This is a genomic window from Pseudonocardia sp. (genome assembly GCF_035305885.1).
Lineage (GTDB): Bacteria > Actinomycetota > Actinomycetes > Mycobacteriales > Pseudonocardiaceae > Pseudonocardia.
The window spans coordinates 17,917-34,365 of the sequence record NZ_DATGOP010000128.1; the positions used below are offsets into that span (position 1 = coordinate 17,917).

18 protein-coding genes are annotated in these 16,449 nt (G+C 75.7%); 14 read left to right on the forward strand and 4 right to left on the reverse strand.

Translation table 11 applies throughout. The features are described from left to right. Positions 1–46 precede the first annotated feature (46 nt). From hisD to VKZ81_RS29020, 4 genes are read left to right on the forward strand one after another with little or no spacing between them, the layout of a single operon-like run. Positions 47–1,366 (forward strand): histidinol dehydrogenase, encoded by a 1,320-nt coding sequence (gene hisD / locus VKZ81_RS29005; RefSeq protein WP_324244905.1) that lies wholly within the window; start codon positions 47–49, stop codon positions 1,364–1,366. After that, the gene (locus tag VKZ81_RS29010; protein WP_324244906.1) at positions 1,363–2,508 is read left to right on the forward strand and encodes a histidinol-phosphate transaminase; all 1,146 of its coding nucleotides are present in this window, start codon (positions 1,363–1,365) and stop codon (positions 2,506–2,508) included. The genes hisD and VKZ81_RS29010 overlap by 4 nt, the downstream gene beginning before the upstream one ends. Beyond that, positions 2,505–3,104, forward strand: a complete 600-nt coding sequence (hisB, locus tag VKZ81_RS29015) for an imidazoleglycerol-phosphate dehydratase HisB (RefSeq protein ID WP_324244907.1) — start codon at positions 2,505–2,507, stop codon at positions 3,102–3,104. Before VKZ81_RS29010 ends, hisB begins: the two co-directional genes overlap by 4 nt. A gap of 20 nt (positions 3,105–3,124) precedes the next feature. Further along, positions 3,125–3,958: a PHP domain-containing protein gene (locus VKZ81_RS29020; RefSeq protein ID WP_324245091.1), complete on the forward strand. Its 834-nt coding sequence runs from the start codon at positions 3,125–3,127 to the stop codon at positions 3,956–3,958. A gap of 92 nt (positions 3,959–4,050) precedes the next feature. On the opposite strand, the gene VKZ81_RS29025 is transcribed toward VKZ81_RS29020, so the two are convergent. Continuing rightward, positions 4,051–5,169: a baeRF11 domain-containing protein gene (locus VKZ81_RS29025; protein ID WP_324244908.1), complete on the reverse strand. Its 1,119-nt coding sequence runs from the start codon at positions 5,167–5,169 to the stop codon at positions 4,051–4,053. Positions 5,170–5,227: 58 nt separating this feature from the next. Between VKZ81_RS29025 and hisH the strand changes: the two genes are divergently transcribed. The 4 genes from hisH (at position 5,228) to hisI (ending at position 7,930) form a co-directional block, all read left to right on the forward strand. Next, on the forward strand, positions 5,228–5,863 hold the full coding sequence (hisH, locus tag VKZ81_RS29030) for an imidazole glycerol phosphate synthase subunit HisH (RefSeq protein WP_324244909.1): 636 nt from the start codon (positions 5,228–5,230) through the stop codon (positions 5,861–5,863). Between the two features lie 164 nt (positions 5,864–6,027). After that, the gene (gene priA / locus VKZ81_RS29035) at positions 6,028–6,795 is read left to right on the forward strand and encodes a bifunctional 1-(5-phosphoribosyl)-5-((5-phosphoribosylamino)methylideneamino)imidazole-4-carboxamide isomerase/phosphoribosylanthranilate isomerase PriA (protein WP_324244910.1); all 768 of its coding nucleotides are present in this window, start codon (positions 6,028–6,030) and stop codon (positions 6,793–6,795) included. Then, positions 6,795–7,568 (forward strand): imidazole glycerol phosphate synthase subunit HisF, encoded by a 774-nt coding sequence (gene hisF, locus VKZ81_RS29040; protein WP_324244911.1) that lies wholly within the window; start codon positions 6,795–6,797, stop codon positions 7,566–7,568. Before priA ends, hisF begins: the two co-directional genes overlap by 1 nt. Further along, positions 7,565–7,930: a phosphoribosyl-AMP cyclohydrolase gene (gene hisI / locus VKZ81_RS29045; RefSeq protein ID WP_324244912.1), complete on the forward strand. Its 366-nt coding sequence runs from the start codon at positions 7,565–7,567 to the stop codon at positions 7,928–7,930. Before hisF ends, hisI begins: the two co-directional genes overlap by 4 nt. A gap of 9 nt (positions 7,931–7,939) precedes the next feature. Here the strand turns inward: hisI and VKZ81_RS29050 are convergent, their stop codons facing one another. Then, positions 7,940–8,605: a TetR/AcrR family transcriptional regulator gene (locus tag VKZ81_RS29050; RefSeq protein WP_324244913.1), complete on the reverse strand. Its 666-nt coding sequence runs from the start codon at positions 8,603–8,605 to the stop codon at positions 7,940–7,942. Between the two features lie 53 nt (positions 8,606–8,658). On the opposite strand from VKZ81_RS29050, the gene VKZ81_RS29055 reads away from it, so the two are divergent. Both VKZ81_RS29055 and VKZ81_RS29060 read left to right on the forward strand, forming a co-directional pair. Next, positions 8,659–9,804 (forward strand): hypothetical protein, encoded by a 1,146-nt coding sequence (locus tag VKZ81_RS29055; protein WP_324244914.1) that lies wholly within the window; start codon positions 8,659–8,661, stop codon positions 9,802–9,804. Between the two features lie 34 nt (positions 9,805–9,838). Further along, positions 9,839–10,567 (forward strand): alanyl-tRNA editing protein, encoded by a 729-nt coding sequence (locus VKZ81_RS29060; RefSeq protein WP_324244915.1) that lies wholly within the window; start codon positions 9,839–9,841, stop codon positions 10,565–10,567. A 13-nt stretch (positions 10,568–10,580) separates the two neighbouring features. Here the strand turns inward: VKZ81_RS29060 and VKZ81_RS29065 are convergent, their stop codons facing one another. Then, positions 10,581–11,492 carry a hypothetical protein gene (locus VKZ81_RS29065; RefSeq protein WP_324244916.1) on the reverse strand — a complete coding sequence of 304 codons (912 nt, stop codon included), beginning with the start codon at positions 11,490–11,492 and terminating at the stop codon, positions 10,581–10,583. 109 nt (positions 11,493–11,601) lie between these two features. Here VKZ81_RS29065 and VKZ81_RS29070 point away from each other — a divergent pair, with 109 nt between their 5' ends. Together VKZ81_RS29070 and VKZ81_RS29075 are read left to right on the forward strand one after the other, a co-directional pair. Next, positions 11,602–12,837 (forward strand): sensor histidine kinase, encoded by a 1,236-nt coding sequence (locus VKZ81_RS29070; protein ID WP_324244917.1) that lies wholly within the window; start codon positions 11,602–11,604, stop codon positions 12,835–12,837. Then, on the forward strand, positions 12,834–13,502 hold the full coding sequence (locus VKZ81_RS29075) for a response regulator transcription factor (protein WP_324244918.1): 669 nt from the start codon (positions 12,834–12,836) through the stop codon (positions 13,500–13,502). Before VKZ81_RS29070 ends, VKZ81_RS29075 begins: the two co-directional genes overlap by 4 nt. A 7-nt stretch (positions 13,503–13,509) precedes the next feature. Here the strand turns inward: VKZ81_RS29075 and VKZ81_RS29080 are convergent, their stop codons facing one another. Then, a complete protein-coding gene (locus tag VKZ81_RS29080; protein ID WP_414709500.1) occupies positions 13,510–14,145 on the reverse strand; it encodes a TetR/AcrR family transcriptional regulator in 636 nt (211 codons plus the stop codon). Between the two features lie 88 nt (positions 14,146–14,233). On the opposite strand from VKZ81_RS29080, the gene VKZ81_RS29085 reads away from it, so the two are divergent. Beyond that, entirely contained in the window at positions 14,234–15,853 is a 1,620-nt protein-coding gene (locus VKZ81_RS29085; protein WP_414709501.1) for an anthranilate synthase component I, read from the forward strand. Further along, positions 15,850–16,422 carry a Trp biosynthesis-associated membrane protein gene (locus VKZ81_RS29090; protein WP_324244920.1) on the forward strand — a complete coding sequence of 191 codons (573 nt, stop codon included), beginning with the start codon at positions 15,850–15,852 and terminating at the stop codon, positions 16,420–16,422. Before VKZ81_RS29085 ends, VKZ81_RS29090 begins: the two co-directional genes overlap by 4 nt. Positions 16,423–16,449: the final 27 nt, after the last annotated feature.

The window sequence follows — 16,449 nt, forward strand, 5'->3', positions numbered from 1 at the left end:
CACGCACCCGCCGGTCCGGTCGCCGCACCGGATTACGCTGGACCCCATGCTCCGGCGTCTCGACCTGCGTGGTGCCCCCCTGCCCCGTACCGCCCACCTGCGCGCGCTCCTGCCGCGCGCCGAGCAGGACGTGGACGCGGCGCTGCACCAGGTGCGGCCGATCGTCGACGCCGTGCGCGAGCGGGGCGTCGAGGCGGCGCTCGAGTTCGCCGAGCGGTTCGAGCGGGTGCGCCCGAGCACGGTGCGCGTGCCCGCCCAGACGCTGCAGGGCGCGCTGGCCGCGCTCGACCCCGCGGTGCGCACGGCGCTGGAGACCTCGATCGAGCGCGCCCGCCGCGTGCACGCCGACCAGCGCCGCAGCGACATCGTCACCCAGGTCGTGCCGGGCGGCACGGTCTCCGAGCGGTTCGTTCCGGTCGGGCGGGTCGGCCTGTACGCGCCCGGCGGGCTCGCGGTCTACCCCTCCAGCGTGGTCATGAACGTGGTGCCGGCCCAGGCCGCGGGCGTCGGCTCGATCGTGCTGGCCTCGCCGCCGCAGGCCGAGCACGGTGGCCTGCCCCACCCCACGGTGCTGGCGGCGGCCGCGCTGCTGGGCGTCGAGGAGGTCTGGGCGGTCGGCGGGGCGCAGGCGGTGGCGCTGCTCGCCTACGGCGGCACCGACACCGACGGCGCCGACCTGGAGCCGGTCGACATGGTCACCGGCCCGGGCAACCTCTACGTCACCGCGGCGAAGCGCCTGCTGCGCGGTTCCATCGGGATCGACGCCGAGGCAGGCACCACCGAGATCGCCGTGCTCGCCGACGACACCGCCGACCCGGTCCACGTCGCGGTCGACCTGATCAGCCAGGCCGAGCACGACCCGGCGGCGGCGTCGGTGCTGGTCACGGAGTCCGAGGCGCTCGTCGACGCCGTCGACCGCGAGCTGGAGCCGCGGGTGGGCGCCACCAAGCACGGCGAGCGCATCCGCACCGCGCTCACCGGACCGCAGTCCGGCGCCGTCCTCGTCGACGACCTCGACGCCGGGATCACCGTCGTCGACGCCTACGCCGCCGAGCACCTGGAGATCCAGACCCGCGACGCGAAACAGGTCGCGCTGCGGGTCCGCAACGCGGGCGCGATCTTCGTCGGCCCGTACGCGCCGGTGTCGCTCGGCGACTACTGCGCCGGCTCCAACCACGTGCTGCCCACCGGCGGCTGCGCCCGGCACTCGGCAGGCCTGTCGGTGCAGACGTTCCTCAAGGGCGTCCACGTGGTCGAGTACACCGAGGACGCGCTGCGCGACGTGGCCGAGCAGGTCGTCTCGCTCGCCGCGGCCGAGGACCTCCCCGCCCACGGGGAGGCGGTCACGGCGAGGTTCGTCCGATGACGGCGGTGCAGAACGCGCTCGGTGGCGACGTCATCGGCGGCGGGGTCACCCTCGACGACCTGCCCCTGCGCGAGGACCTGCGCGGCCGCAGCCCCTACGGGGCGCCGCAGCTGGACGTGCCGGTGCGGCTCAACACCAACGAGAACCCGTACCCGCCGCCGCCCGAGCTCGTCGCCGACATCACCCGCGCCGTGCAGTCCGCGGCCGCGGAGCTGCACCGCTACCCGGACCGCAACGCGGTGGGCCTGCGCACCGACCTCGCCGAGTACCTTTCGGCGTCCACCGGCGTGCCGCTGACGTGGGCGAACGTGTGGGCCGCCAACGGCTCCAACGAGGTGCTGCAGCAGATCATGCAGGCGTTCGGCGGGCCGGGGCGCCTCGCGGTCGGGTTCGAGCCGTCGTACTCGATGCACCCGATCATCGCGGCGGGCACGCGCACCGAGTGGCTGCCCGCCCCGCGCCGGCCGGACTTCTCGCTCGACGTGCGGGAGGCCGCGTCGGTGCTGCGCGAGAACGCCCCCGACCTCACGTTCCTCACCAGCCCCAACAACCCCACCGGGCAGAGCATCGACCCGGACGACCTCGCCGAGCTCGTCGACGCGGCACCCGGGATCGTGGTGGTCGACGAGGCGTACGCGGAGTTCTCCGACCGACCCAGCGCGATCGGCCTGCTCGCCACCCACGGCCACAAGCTCGTGGTGTGCCGCACGATGAGCAAGGCGTTCGCGTTCGCCGGGGGGCGGCTGGGCTACCTCGCCGCGGCGCCCGCGGTCGTCGACGCGCTGCAGCTGGTGCGCCTGCCCTACCACCTGTCCGCGCTCACCCAGGCCGCCGCGCGCGCGGCGCTGCGCCACGCCGAGGCCACCCTCGGCTCCGTCGCGCTGCTGCGGGCCGAGCGCGAGCGCGTGGTGCCGGCGCTCACCGCGGCCGGCTACGACGTCGTGCCGAGCGACGCCAACTACGTGCTGTTCGGCCGCTTCGCCGACGCGCCGCGGGCATGGCGGGCGTTCCTCGACCGCGGGGTGCTGATCCGCGACGTCGGCATCCCCGAGCACCTGCGTGTCACGATCGGCACGCCGGAGGAGAACGACGCGTTCTTGCAGGTCGCCACGGACGTCGCGGACCAGGAGCTGAGCAGGTGAACCGGATCGGCCGCGTGGAGCGGACCACCAAGGAGTCCAAGGTGCTCGTCGAGATCGACCTCGACGGCACCGGCAGCACCGAGATCGAGACGGGGGTGCCCTTCTACGACCACATGCTCGAGTCGTTCGGCAAGCACGGCGCCTTCGACCTCACGGTCCGCGCCTGCGGCGACGTGCACATCGACGTGCACCACACCGTCGAGGACGTCGCGATCGTGCTCGGGCAGGCGGTCCGGCAGGCCCTGGGCGACAAGAAGGGCATCCGCCGCTTCGGCGACGCCTGGATCCCGATGGACGAGGCGCTCGCGCAGGCCGTCGTCGACGTCTCCGGCCGCCCCTACACCGTGCACACCGGCGAGCCGGACGTGATGCAGGGGTTCGTCGTCGGCGGCCACTACCCGACCGTGCTCAACCGGCACGTGTTCGAGTCGCTGGCCTTCCACGGGCACCTGGCCCTGCACGTGCGCGTGCTGGACGGGCGCGACCCGCACCACGTCACCGAGGCCGAGTACAAGGCGATCGCCCGCGCGCTGCGGGCGGCCGTCGAGCCGGACCCGCGCATCACCGGTATCGCATCGACGAAGGGCACGCTCTGACCGCGACACCCGTCTCCGACCTGCCCGGCGACAACCACGTCCACACCGAGTGGTCGTGGGACGCCGTCGAGGGCGCGATGGACGCGACCTGCGCGCGGGCCGCGCAGCTGCGGCTGCCGTCGGTCGCGTTCACCGAGCACGCCGACCTCACCCCGTGGGTCGTGCGCGAGCAGGACCCCATGTCCGACGTGCTGCGCCGCTGGCTGCGCCCCGACGGGCGGATCGCCCCGCGCGGCTTCGACGTCGCGGGCTACCTCGACTGCGTGCGGCGCTGCCGGGAGCGCCACCCGGGCCTGCGGGTGCTGACCGGCGTCGAGCTGTCCGAGCCGCACTGGCACCCGGAGCAGACCGCCGCCTTGCTCGCCGAGGGTGGGTTCCAGCGCGTCCTCGGCTCGGTGCACTCGGTCGGCGGGCCGGACGAGCCGCGGCTCGTCGACCACGCCATGCGCACCCGCCCCGCCACCGAGGTCGTGCGCGAGTACCTGGCGGAGGCCCGCCGGATGGCCGCGTCGGACGCGCCGTTCCAGGTGCTCGCCCACATCGACTACCCGGTGCGGCACTGGCCGGCCGCCGAGGGCCCGTTCAAGCCCGCCGACTTCGAGGACGAGTTCCGCGACGTCCTCGACGTCCTCGCCGCGAGCGGCCGGGCACTCGAGATCAACACCAGGGTCCCGCTCGCCCCCGAGCTGGTGCGGTGGTGGGGCGACGCGGGCGGCGAGGCCGTGTCGTTCGGCAGCGACGCGCACCGGCCGGGGGATCTCGCGCGCGGGTTCGCCGAGGCGGCGGAGATGGCGCGCAGCTGCGGGTTCCGCCCCGGCGACGACCCGGTGGAGCTCTGGCTGCGGCGCCGCTGAGCCGAAGCCACCCCTCGGCCACCCCCTGGGTTTCCCAGCGGCCGGGGGCCGCTCCGCAGACCCTGGCCGCGGAGCGACCGCCGCAGCCGCGATCAGGGCACGTAGCGCAGGATCGCGGCGACGTCCCCACCACCGGGCACGTCGTCCCGCCGCACCGCGAGCACCCTCCCGCCGGTCAGCCACACCCGACGCGCGATCTCGTCGACGATGCCCGGCGCAGCGGGGTCGCCGCGGTCGTCGAAGGTCACCGCGCCCGCGTCGTCCACGTAGCCGGGCACGGACCGGTCGATGTCGACGAAGACGGCGCCGACCGCCCCGGCGGTCGCGAGCCGGGCGACGTCGGCGATGTCGGTCGCCGTCCGCCCCTGCCCGGCGCGCTGCTCGAACAGCTCGTGCAGCTCGCGCAGCTGGGCGGCGTGCAGCCGGTCGAGCTCGCTGCGCGCGCGGGCCACCAGTTCCTCGTCACCGAGCGCCTCCGGGCTGCCCGCGACCGTTCCGGGTGCGAGGTCGGGGTAGCGGCAGACCGACCGGAAGATGCTCGCGAGCGGCTCGGCGGCGGCCAGGACGAGCGCGACGCCGTGCCCCGGCAGGACGCCGCGCAGGGCGTGGTCGACCTGCCGGGCGAACTGGCGCAGCCACACCTTGTGGTGCTCGCGGCCGGGTTGCAGGCGCGCGGCGCGGTCCGGGGGTTCGCCGACGCCGCCGACGGCGCTCTCCAGGTCGGGCGGCATGTCGGGGACCTCCACGCGGTGGGCCGGCAGGTCGGGCACCACCTCGAGCAACCGCACCGAACCCGCGGCCAGCGCGAGGACGAACGCGGTCTGGGGGAAGGTGACCGCGCGCATCAGCGGTTTGACGAAGAAGCGGTCCGCCACCAGCGCCGTCGGCTGCAGCCGGTTCGGTAGCCGGAACGTCGTGAGCGCCGACGGCGTCACGAACAGCGCGAGGGTGCGGGCCTGGAAGCGCCAGAACACCGCGTCCTGCTCGAGGTCGACCAGTTGGTCCTCGACCGCGGTCACCTCGTCCTCGCCGGCACCGGCCGCCCGGAGGCGGTCGACCACCTCCCGCGCCCGGTTCTTCAGCTCGATCCGCTCGGCCTCACCGGGCGAGGCGGGGTCGGTGGGGAGGTAGATCGTCGCGCACCAGCGGGATCTGGTCTGCAGCAGCGCGTCGATCTCGGCTCGGCTCGGGATGTCCGTGTGCAGTCTCATGCGGTGCCTCCCGCCCGCAGGCGAACGTCGGTGGTCAGCGCGGACTACCCTCGCGAGGGTGTCGAGGATCGTCGTGCTGGACTACGGATCGGGCAACCTGCGCTCGGCGGAACGCGCGCTGCGGCGGGTGGGTGCCGACGTCACCGTCACGGCGGATCGACACGCGGCGCTGGAGGCCGACGGGCTCGTCGTCCCCGGCGTGGGCGCCTTCGCGGCGTGCATGGCCGGGCTGGAGAGCGTCGACGGCCCCCGCATCATCGACCAGCGGCTGGCGGGCGGACGCCCGGTGCTGGGCATCTGCGTGGGCATGCAGGTGCTGTTCGACCTGGGTGTCGAGTGGGGCGAGCGCACCCGCGGGTGCGGGCAGTGGCCCGGCACGGTGGAGCGGCTGAAGGCCGACGTGCTGCCGCACATGGGCTGGAACACCGTGCGCGCGCCCGCCGGGTCCACGCTCTTCGCCGGGCTCGACGCCGACACGCGCTTCTACTTCGTGCACTCCTTCGCCGTGCGGCAGTGGCAGATGGAGGAGTCCGACGTCCTGAAGCCGCCGCTGGTCACGTGGGCCCACCACGGCGAGGACTTCGTGGCGGCCGTCGAGAACGGCCCGCTCGCGGCCACCCAGTTCCACCCGGAGAAGTCCGGCGACGCGGGCGCCACCGTCCTGCGGAACTGGCTGCGCGACGTCGTCGGCTGACACCACCGCTCGGCGCGCCGCCGGCGCCGATCGCCGGATGAGCCCCGGCCCGTCCGGTGGCGGCCCGCGCCACGGGGCCGCGGTGGTCTCACCCGGGCACCCGCCCCGCGCAGCGGCTCGTGCTGGCGCGGGTCGGCGCGAGCACGCTGGGTAGGCTCGACGGCGTGAGCTTCACGCTGCTTCCCGCCGTCGACGTCGCCGACGGCCAGGCGGTGCGCCTGGTCCAGGGCGAGGCGGGCACCGAGACCGCGTACGGCGCCCCCCGCGAGGCGGCGCTGCAGTGGCAGCGCGACGGCGCGGAGTGGATCCACCTCGTCGACCTCGACGCCGCGTTCGGTCGCGGCTCCAACGCCGAGCTGCTGGCCGAGGTCGTGGGCGAGCTGGACGTCGACGTGGAGCTGTCCGGTGGCATCCGCGACGACGCCTCGCTGGAGCGCGCCCTGTCCACCGGCTGCGCCCGCGTCAACCTCGGCACGGCCGCGCTGGAGGACCCGGAGTGGTGCGCGCGGGCCATCGCCGAGCACGGCGACCGGATCGCCGTCGGGCTGGACGTGCGCATCGTCGACGGGCAGCACCGGCTCGCCGCGCGCGGCTGGACCCGCGACGGTGGCGACCTGTGGGAGGTCCTGGAGCGGCTCGACCGCGACGGCTGCGCCCGCTACGTCGTCACCGACGTCAGCAAGGACGGCACCCTGCGCGGCCCCAACCTCGACCTGCTGCGCTCCGTCGCCGAGGCCACGAGCGCGCCGGTGATCGCCTCCGGCGGCGTCGCGGAGGTCTCCGACCTGGTGGCGCTCGCCGAGCTGGCCGCCTCCGGGGTCGGGATCGAGGGTTCGATCGTCGGCAAGGCGCTCTACGCGGGGCGGTTCACCCTCCCCGAGGCGCTCGCGGCGGTGCGGGCGGTGCGGCCCGCGGGGCGGGCGGCGGGCTGATGGGCGTCGCCGTCCGCGTCATCCCGTGCCTGGACGTCGACGCCGGGCGCGTGGTCAAGGGCGTCAACTTCACCGACCTGCGCGACGCGGGCGACCCGGTGGAGATGGCCCGCGTCTACGACGCCGAGGGGGCCGACGAGCTGACCTTCCTGGACGTCACCGCCTCGTCCGGCGGCCGGGCCACGATGCTCGACGTCGTGCGCCGCACCGCGGAGCAGGTGTTCATCCCGCTCACCGTCGGCGGCGGCATCCGCACCACCGACGACGTCGACACGCTGCTGCGGGCCGGCGCGGACAAGGTCAGCATCAACACCGCGGCCATCCTGCGCCCCGAGCTGCTGCGCGAGGCGAGCCGCCGCTTCGGCGCCCAGTGCATCGTGCTGTCGGTCGACGCGCGCACGGTGCCCGAGGGCGGCAAGCCCACCCCCTCCGGCTGGGAGGTCACCACGCACGGCGGCCGCCGCGGCACCGGCATCGACGCCCTGGAGTGGGCGCAGCGCGGCCAGGAGCTCGGCGTCGGGGAGATCCTGCTCAACTCCATGGACGCCGACGGCACCCAGGCCGGCTTCGACCTCAAGATGATCAGCGCGGTGCGCGCGGTCGTGGACATCCCGGTGATCGCCAGCGGGGGAGCGGGCGCGGTCGAGCACTTCCCGCCCGCGGTCGCCGCGGGCGCGGACGCGGTGCTCGCCGCGAGCGTGTTCCACTTCGGGCAGCTGCGCATCAAGGACGTCAAGGACGGCCTGCGCGCGGCGGGCGTGGAGGTCCGGTGAGCCGCGTCGGCGACTCGGCGCTCGAGCCCGAGATCGCCGCCCGCCTGAAGCGCAACGCCGACGGCCTGGTCTGCGCGGTCGTGCAGGAGCGCGGCACCGGCGACGTGCTGATGGTGGCGTGGATGGACGACGAAGCGCTGCACCGCACGCTCACCACCGGCCGGGCCACCTACTGGTCGCGCTCCCGCGAGGAGTACTGGGTGAAGGGCGAGACCTCCGGCCACGTCCAGCGCGTGCACGAGGTGCGCCTCGACTGCGACGGCGACGCCCTGCTCGTGGTCGTCGACCAGACCGGCCCGGCCTGCCACACCGGCACCCACAGCTGCTTCGACGCCGACGTCCTGCTCGCCGCGAACGGCTGACGGCGCCGGTCAGGACGGCAGGGCGGCCTCCACGCCGTCGAGGATGATCCGCAGCCCCAGCGCGAACTGCGCGTCGAAGTCGTCGGTCTCGACCTGGGCGTGCGCCGCCAGCGCCGGCGCGTGCTCGCGCAGGTGCTCCTGCACCCGCGCGCGGATCGCGGCGTCCTGGTCCGGGTGGCGGACCGTGCCCCACCAGGTGTTCTCGGCCGCGACGAACCCGTAGGCGTAGAAGTACAGCGCGCCGACCGCGGCCGGCAGCGTCGGGCCGGACAGGCCCGCCTGCGCCAGCGCCGCGTAGAAGCGCTCCGACCCGGCGAGCGCGTTCGGGCCGACCAGGGGCCGGGTGGCCGCGAGGGCCGGCACCCACGGGTGGCGGCGCATGACGGCGCGGGCCCGGGTGAGCTGGCCGGAGAGCGCCTCCCGCCACGGTTCGTCCGGCCCGGCCGGCTCGATCTCGCCGAGCACGGCGTCCAGCGCGAGGTCCAGCACGTCCTCCTTGCCGGCGACGTACTCGTACAGCGACATCGTCCCCGCCCGCAGCCGGGCGGCGAGCGCGCGCATGGAGAACCCCTCGACACCCTCGGCGTCGAGCAGCGCGACGGCCGCCTCGACGATCCGCTCCCGCGAGAGCCGCGGCTTGCGCGGCCGCTCCCCGCGGAACCACACCGACTCCACGCGAACCCCCTTCCGTACGCCGTACGGAAAATCGTACGCATAGCGTCGAGGTCATGACGCACGATCCCGAGTGGCAACGGTCCTTCGCGGAGCTCGCGCTGCGGCTCAACCCCCACCTGGGCGGCGCCGCGCTGCTCTACCACGGCCCGCCGGAGTGGAGCGCGCGCATCGAGGGGGAGGAGCCGCGCCCGGTCGGCGCGCTGGCCGCGGACGCCGCGCGGCTGCTGGAGCGCGACCTCGCGCCCGACCAGCGGGCCACGGTGGGCGCGATGCGGGCGGTGGCCCGGTTCCTCGACGGGCGACTCGGCTTCCGCGACCTCGCGGCGCAGGTCACCGGCCTCGAGCCCCGGTGGGTGCCCGAGTCGGTGTTCGCGCGGGCGCACGACCGGCTCGCCGCCGCCCTCCCGGCGGGTTCCGGCCCGCTCGCCGACCGGTGGCACGCGTGGCAGCGGGCCCACGCGCTGGCCGACACCGGGCGCATCCCCGCGCTCGTGGAGAAGGCGGTCGCCGAGACGCGGGCCCGCACCGCCGCGATCGTCGCGCTCCCGCCCGACGAGGTCGTCGAGTGCACGCTCGTCCCCGAGGCCCACTTCCACTTCGCCGGGCTCTACCGGGGCGGCGTGCGCTCGACGATCTTCGTCAACACGAGCGTCCCGTTCGTCGTGGCCGACCTGCTCTACGCGGTCGCCCACGAGGGGCACCCGGGCCACATCGCCGAGGCGCTGGTGAAGGTGCGCGGTGCCACGCGGACCGACCAACGCGTCCGGTTCCTGTTCTCGCCGCCGTTCGCGCTGGGGGAGGGGCTCGGGCTGTGTGCGGAGGAGATCGTCTTCCCCGGCGACGAGGCACAGCGGTGGCTCGCCGACACCGTCCACCCGGACGTGGGCGTCGAGCGGGACGGCAGCGACCTCGCGGCGATCCACCTCGCCCGCAACGAGCTGTGGGGGGTCTGGGCCAACGCCGCGCTCATGGCCGCCGACGGCCGCCCGGAGCGGGAGCTCGCCGACTACCTCGCCCGCTGGGCCCTGCTCGACGACGCCGAGATCGCGAAGGCGGTGCCGATGGTGCGGCCGTCGCCGATGAGCGCCTACGTCATCGGCTACTTCCACGCGTGGGAGCTGCTGCGACCCTGGCTGCGCGACCGCGCCAACGTCCGCCTGTTGCTCACCGAGCACCTGCTGCCCGGCGACATCCGGTGACGCTGCGAGCGGCCGGGGTTCTAGGGTCGGCGCCGTGACCGAGGAGCTGTTCGCCACCGACGCCTACCTCCGCTCCTTCGAGGCCGCGATCACCGAGGTCGACCGGGAGGGCGGCCGGGTCGCGCTCGCGCGCACCGCGTTCTACCCGGGCGGCGGCGGCCAGCCGCACGACCTGGGGACGCTCGACTGGGGCGCCGGCCCGGTCCCCGTCACGCGGGTGAAGCGGGACGCGGGCCGCATCTGGCACTGGGTGGACGCGCCCGAGCTGCCCGACGCGGGCACCGAGCTGGCTGGGGAGATCGACTGGACCCGCCGGCACCTGCTGATGCGCACCCACACCGCGCTGCACGTGCTGTGCGGGGTGGTCTGGACGGAGTTCCGGATCCCCGTGACCGGCGGCAACATGGAGCCGGGCACCGGCAGGCTCGACTTCCCGCTCGAGTCGATCTCCGCGGAGCTGGGCAAGCGCCTGGAGACCCGGATCAACGAGGAGGTCGCCGCCGCCCGCGCGGTCGTCGTCGAGTTCCTCGGCCGCGACGCCGCCGACGCCGACCCCGCGCTGATCCGCACCGCGGCGAACCTCATCCCGCGCGAGATCGATCCGCTACGGGTGATCGACATCGTCGGGCTGGACAAGCAGGCCGACGGCGGCACGCACGTGTCGAGCACCGCCGAGGTGGGCGCGGTTCGCGTGACGGGGACGGAGTCGAAGGGCAAGGGCAACAAGCGGGTGCGGATCCAGGTGGTCGACCCGCCGGAATGACGGCGGCCCGCCGTCACCCCTCCCGGGCGAGGGCGAGCATTCCGGCCACCGCGAGCGCGAAACCGCCGAGCAGCCCGGTGACCTGGGCGGTGCCGGCCGCCGCGGCGCCGTGGGTGGAGAAGCCGTCGGCCGCCATGCGCACGACGACCGTGTAGAGGCCCCAGGAGAACATCGCGGCGCTGCCCGTCCACGCGGCCGCCACCGCGGCCCAGCGCGCCGCCGGCCGCCCGCGCACCAGCGCCACCACCCCGCACGCGCCGGCGAGCGCGAGCGCGGCGCTGGTGGCCTCGACGCCCAGCGCGACGGCCGACCCGGCGGACAGGCCCACCACCAGGTGCAGCGCCGCGCTCGCCGCGGCCATGGTGACGCCGCCCGCCGTGAGCACCCGCAGCAGCGGGAGCACCTCGGGCAGGGGGTGGGCCGCCGCGACCAGGTGCGACCAGCGCCGCCCCGCGTGCGCGGCGAGGGCGGCGGACAGGAAGACGCCCTGCCAGGCGAACCCGCCGTAGACCACCGGCTGCAGCCACGGCTCGAACCACGTGCCGCCGAGCCCGCCGGTGGCGAGCAGCGCCAGCGTGCCCGGCAGGACCGCGACGACCATCGGCACGAGGAACCCGGTGCCCACCCACGTCGGGAGCAGCACCAGCCAGGGCGGGAGCCGGTCGCCGACCCGGTGGGTCAGCGCGAGCGCGAGCGCGACGACGACGAGGTCGAGCGCGAACGTCACCCAGTTGGCCACGACGATCGTCGGGTCGGCCAGCACCCCCGGCTCGCGGACGCCGAGCGTGCCGCCGGTGAGCCAGTCGAGCTTGATCGCGAGGTACGGGAGGGTGCCCGCGGCGGCGAGCCAGCCCACGACCCGCACGCCCACGGGCGTCGGCCCCGCGGCGGGGGCGGTGGCGGTGGGGGTGGTGGATGCGGTCATGCCGCCAGCCTCGCCCGCGCCGCCCGCGCCCCGGGTCCCGCGCGCGGACGAGATCACCTCCCTCTCGCGGGGGAGCCGCCTGCCGCCGCCGTTCTGCGACGATCGTCCCGTGTTCCGGCGACTCCTGGCCCCGCTGGCCGACGGGCTGACCTATCGCCGGTACGTGCACCTGCTGCTCGGCGCGGTGATCCTGCTGCCGTACGTCGCCCTCGCGGCGCTGATCGTCTCGGCGGCGGGGGACGGCGGGCTCGACGTCGCCGGCACCGTCCTCGTGGCCGTGCCGGCCGCGGCCATCGCCGTCGGGGTCGTCCTCGTGCCCGGCGTCCGGTCGCTCGCGATCACCGCGGCGCGCACCCTGCTCGGGGCCGACGTCCCCGAGCCCGACCCGGCCACGGTCGACTCCTGGGCCGGGCGGCGCCGGGCCGCGTTGTGGGTGCTGGTCAACGCGGCGGCGGGCGGGTTCACCGCGCTCGTCACGCTGGTCGTGTTCCCCGCGACGATCGGGTTCCTGGTCGCGCCGTGGCTGCCGCTCGAGCCGTTCCCGACCGGCGGCGGGGCGTGGTGGCTGCCGCCGGTCGGGCTGGTGCTGCCGGTCCTGCTGCTGCGCGCGGCCGGGGTGCTGGGCGGGGCGCTCGCCCGGCTCGCCCCGCGGGTGCTGGGCCCGACGCCCACCGAGCGGATGACGGCCGAGCTCGCCGCGGCGCACGCCGCCGAGCGCGCGCTCGCCGAGCGCAACCGGCTCGCCCGGGAGCTGCACGACTCGGTGGGCCACGCGCTCACGGTCACGACGCTGCAGGCGGGGGCGGCGGCCCGGGTGCTCGACAGCGACCCGGCTTTCGTCGCGAAGGCGCTCGAGGCGATCGCCGAGGCGGGCCGCACCGCGCTCGCCGACCTCGACCACGTGCTGGGGCTGCTGCGCGAGGGAGGCGAGGGCGCATCCGACCGGCACCCGCAGCCCGACCTCAGCGACCTCGACGCGCTGGTCGACGGCGCCCGGTCGGCCGGGGTGGCGGTGCACCTGGAGCGCAGCGGCACCACCGGCGCCGTGCCGCGGGCGGCGTCGCGGGAGGCGTACCGCATCGTGCAGGAGGGCCTCACCAACGCGCTGCGGCACGCCGGCCCGGTGCCGGTGCGCGTCCGCGTCGCGGTGCGGGCCGACGCCGTGGAGCTGGAGCTGACCAACCCCCTCGGCGCGGGCACCGCGCGGCCCGGCGGCGGGCGCGGCATCGACGGCATGCGCGAGCGGGTCGGCGTGCTGCGCGGGGAGCTCGCCGCCGGCCCGGACGGGGACCGCTGGCGCGTCACCGCCCGTCTGCCGTTCGGACCCGAGAGGATGCCGTCGTGAGCGGTCGGGTGATCCGCGTGCTGCTGGTGGACGACGAGGAGCTGGTGCGGGCGGGCCTGCGGGCGATCCTCGACGCCGAGCCGGACGTGGAGGTGCTCGGCGAGGCCTCCGACGGTTCCGAGGTGCCCGGCCTGGTGCGCAGGCTCGAACCGGACGTCGTGCTGATGGACGTGCGGATGCCCGCGGTCGACGGCATCGTGGCCACCCGCCACCTCGTGTCGACGCGAGGGACGGACGCACCGCGGGTGCTGATCCTCACGACGTTCGGCAACGACGGCTACGTCTACGACGCGCTGCAGGCGGGCGCCACCGGCTTCCTGCTCAAGCGGGCCCGCCCGGCGGAGATCGTGCAGGCGGTGCGCACCGTCGCCGAGGGCGAGTCGCTGCTGTTCCCCGCCGCGGTGCGCGAGCTCGTCGCGACCCGCGGCCGCTGCGGCGGGGACGCGCTGCGCGGCGCCGGGCTCACCGAGCGGGAGGGCCAGGTGCTGCGCCTGATGGCCCGCGGCCTGTCCAACGGCGAGATCGCGCGCGAGCTCGTCGTCGGCGTCGAGACCGTGAAGACGCACGTGGGCGACGTGCTCGCCAAGGTCGGCGCCCGCGACCGCACCCAGGCCGTGGTGGCCGCCTACGAGTCCGGCTTCATCGACCCCCGCCGCCCGGCCTGACGCCGGCTCAGGGCAGGGGGCCGGTGAGGTAGCGCTGCAGGTTCGGCGCCACCAGCGCGACGATCGTCTCGTGGTCGGCCGACGCGAGCGGCTCCACCTTCAGCACGTAGCGGACGATCGCGAGCCCGAGCATCTGCGAGCCGGCGAGCGTGGCGCGCAGCTCGGGCCGGTCCGGCGCCACCTTCGACATGATCCTGCTCACGAGCAGGTGCGCGATGAACTCGCGCAGCATGCTGGCCGCGACCTCGTGGCTCGCGACGCTCTGCAACAGCGTGGCGAGCCGGGCCCCGCCGGTCTCGTCCCACATCCGCAGGATGCGGCCGATGATGCGTTCGGCCATGTGCTCGGGGTCGCCGGGGAGCGCCTCGGCGAGGACGGCGCCGGGGTCGGCCGGCAGGTCGAGCGCGGCGACGAACAGCCCCTCCTTGCCGCCGAACCAGTGGTTGACCATCGCCGCGTCCACGCCGGCGCGTTCGGCGATGGCGCGCACCGTGGCGCCGTCGTAGCCGCGCTCGGCGAACACCGCGCGGGCGGCGTCGAGCAGCGCGGCGCGGGTGTCGCCGCCGCCGCGCCGCCTGCCGCGGCGGCGTGGCGTGCCGTGCGCGAGGTCGGCGCTGTCGTCGGGAAGGGCCACGTGCCCCATCTTCCCGTTCCCGCACCGAGAGCGCCCGCAGGGATCCGGCGGCGGCACCGGCGGGGCGGCGCCGATGGCGGTCGAGATAATGGCGCGCATGACCGTTTCCGCACCGCCCGGTGCCCTCGGAGCGGTCACCCCCAGCCGCGAGGAGTTCCGCGCGCTGGCCGTCGGCCACCGGGTGATCCCGGTGACGCGGCGGCTGCTCGCCGACGACGAGACCCCGCTCGGGGTCTACCGCAAGCTGGCCGGTGACCGGCCCGGCACGTTCCTGTTCGAGTCGGCGGAGAACGGGCGGTCGTGGTCGCGATGGTCGTTCGTGGGGGCGCGCAGCCGGGCCACGCTCACCGCGGTCGACGGCGAGCTGGTGTGGACCGGGGAGGTGCCGGTCGGCCTGCCGACCTCCGGTGACCCGCTCGCCGCGCTGCGCGCCGCGGTGGAGGAGCTGCGCAGCGAACGGCTGCCCGGCCTCCCGCCGCTGACCGGGGGGATGGTCGGCTACCTCGGCTACGACGTGGTGCGGCGGCTGGAGCGGCTGCCCGAGCTGGCCGAGGACGACCTGCGCATCCCCGAGCTGGTGATGCTGCTGGCCACCGACCTCGCCGCGGTCGACCACCACGAGGGCACGGTCACCCTGATCGCGAATGCGATCAACTGGGACGCCACCGACGAGCGGGTGGACGAGGCCTACGACGACGCCGTCGCCCGGCTGGACCGGATGACGGCCGACCTGACCACGCCCGCGCCGAGCACGGTCGCGGTGTTCCGGCCCGCGGAGCCGCGGTTCACCCGCCGCCGCTCGGCGCCCGAGCACCACGCCGCGGTCGAGGAGGCCAAGGAGCAGATCCGCGCGGGCGAGGCGTTCCAGGTCGTGGTGTCGCAGCGGTTCGAGGCGGAGTGCCCGGCCGACCCGCTGGACGTCTACCGCGTGCTGCGGGCGACCAACCCCAGCCCCTACATGTACCTGCTGCGGCTGGAGTCGGCGGCGGGGGAGCGGTTCGACATCGTGGGGTCCAGCCCGGAGGCCCTCGTCACGGTCCGGGACGGCACCGCCACCACGCACCCGATCGCGGGCACCCGCTGGCGCGGCGCCACCGAGGAGGAGGACCTCCTGCTGGAGAAGGAGCTGCGCAGCGACGAGAAGGAGCGCGCCGAGCACGTGATGCTCGTCGACCTCGGCCGCAACGACCTCGGCCGGGTCTGCGAGCCCGGCACGGTGAAGGTGCACAGCTTCTTCTCCGTGGAGCGCTACAGCCACGTGATGCACCTGGTGTCGACGGTGACCGGGCGGCTGCGCGAGGACTGCAACGCCTTCGACGCGGTCACGGCCTGCTTCCCGGCCGGCACGCTGTCGGGGGCGCCGAAGCCGCGGGCGATGGAGATCATCGAGGAGTTGGAGCCGACCCGACGTGGGCTCTACGGCGGGATCGTGGGCTACCTCGACTTCGCGGGCGACGCCGACACCGCGATCGCCATCCGCACGGCGCTCGTCCGCGACGGCGTCGCGTACGTCCAGGCCGGCGGGGGCATCGTCGCCGACTCCGACCCCGCGGCCGAGGACGCCGAGTGCCTCAACAAGGCCAGGGCCGTGCTGTCGGCGGTGGCGACCGCGGCCACGCTGACCGACCCGGGGGCCGAACCGCTCGCCGCGGCGGACCCGGCCGCGACCCAGCCACCCCCCGCGGCGGGGACCTCCGCGTCCACCACCCCGCGGTGACCGACCGCCCGAGCCCGCGCGAGCTGGGGATCGCGTGCCTGGGCCTGGCGTTCTCGGCGCTCCTGCTGTGGGTCGGGTCGACCACGGTCTGGTTCCCGCCGGAGCTCACCGGGGCACAGGTGGCGCCGTGGCTCGGGGGTGTCGCGCTGCTCGCGCTCGCGGGGGTCGCGGGCGTGGTGGCGGCCGGGGGCGTCCTGCGCCGGGCCGTCGGGGCCCTGCTCGCGCTGGCCGGGGCAGGCGTGCTGGTGTTCGGCGTGCGGGTCATCGCCGGCCTGCGCGACCAGCCGCCCGAGGCGACGGTGGCGCCGCTGTGGGCGGTCGCGGGCGCGCTGGTGCTGCTCGCCGCCGGGCTCGCGGTGGTCGTGCGGGAGCGCCGCCTGCCGCGGCTGGGCGCCCGCTACGCCGCGCCGGGGGAGCGTCGGGTCGATCAGGACCCGGACCGCGCCGCGTGGGACGAGCTCGACGAGGGTCGCGACCCCACCCTCGATCCCCCTGCCGACCCCTCTTCCGGGCCGTCGGACGGCAGGGGGGACGATCCTGACGACGGGCCGCGAAGTGCGCCTGTCTAGCATGATTCGCGCCCGGCCCATCCGGAG

Excerpts from the sequence above, each read along its gene's own strand:
- hisD (WP_324244905.1), top strand. The coding sequence starts at position 47 with ATGCTCCGGCGTCTCGACCTGCGTGGTGCCCCCCTGCCCCGTACCGCC.
- VKZ81_RS29010 (WP_324244906.1), top strand. The coding sequence starts at position 1,363 with ATGACGGCGGTGCAGAACGCGCTCGGTGGCGACGTCATCGGCGGCGGG.
- VKZ81_RS29025 (WP_324244908.1), bottom strand. The coding sequence starts at position 5,169 with ATGAGACTGCACACGGACATCCCGAGCCGAGCCGAGATCGACGCGCTG.
- hisF (WP_324244911.1), top strand. The coding sequence starts at position 6,795 with ATGGGCGTCGCCGTCCGCGTCATCCCGTGCCTGGACGTCGACGCCGGG.
- VKZ81_RS29055 (WP_324244914.1), top strand. The coding sequence starts at position 8,659 with ATGACGCACGATCCCGAGTGGCAACGGTCCTTCGCGGAGCTCGCGCTG.
- VKZ81_RS29065 (WP_324244916.1), bottom strand. The coding sequence starts at position 11,492 with ATGACCGCATCCACCACCCCCACCGCCACCGCCCCCGCCGCGGGGCCG.
- VKZ81_RS29080 (WP_414709500.1), bottom strand. The coding sequence starts at position 14,145 with ATGGGGCACGTGGCCCTTCCCGACGACAGCGCCGACCTCGCGCACGGC.
- VKZ81_RS29085 (WP_414709501.1), top strand. The coding sequence starts at position 14,234 with ATGACCGTTTCCGCACCGCCCGGTGCCCTCGGAGCGGTCACCCCCAGC.